We start from the raw sequence: 521 nt of genomic DNA, 5'->3' as shown, positions 1-521 counted from the left end.
CTTACCCGGCGACCACGAGAACGTCCGTGGCGCCGACTACTACCAACCCCCGCAACAGGAGCTGTTCGATGATGCCGCAACACACCCTGAATCAACTGCACCAGCTACGCCTGGACGGCATGGCCCGCGCCCTGGAAGAGCAATGGACGCTGCCGGCCAGCCACAGCCTGAGCTTCGATGAACGCCTCGGCCTACTGCTCGACCGCGAACTGGCCTGGCGTGACAACCAGCGCCTGGTACGGCTGCGCAAGAAGGCCAAGCTCAAGTACGCCAACGCCTGCCTGGAAGATCTCGACCGCCGCTCCGGACGCGCCCTGGACGAGCGTCTGATCGCCACCCTGGCCAGTGGCGACTGGATCCGCCAGCAGCACAACCTGCTGCTGACCGGCCCGACCGGTGCCGGCAAAACCTGGCTGGCCTGCGCCCTGGGCAACCAGGCCTGCCGCCAGGGCTATAGCACCCTGTACCTGCGCACCCCGCGCCTGCTGGAACAACTGCGCATCGCTCATGGCGACGGCAGC

2 pseudogenes are annotated in these 521 nt (G+C 67.0%); both read left to right on the top strand.

The features are described 5' to 3' along the window. Positions 1–181 (top strand): annotated as a pseudogene (locus tag GMC_RS23350) (IS21 family transposase); the annotation flags it as partial. Further along, a pseudogene (istB, locus tag GMC_RS23345) lies at positions 120–521 on the top strand (IS21-like element IS1474 family helper ATPase IstB); the annotation flags it as partial. The pseudogenes GMC_RS23350 and istB, both read left to right, overlap by 62 nt.

This window comes from Aquimarina agarivorans, from assembly GCF_000218485.1.
Lineage (GTDB): Bacteria > Bacteroidota > Bacteroidia > Flavobacteriales > Flavobacteriaceae > Aquimarina > Aquimarina agarivorans.
This window is presented reverse-complemented; position numbering and strand designations above follow the sequence as displayed.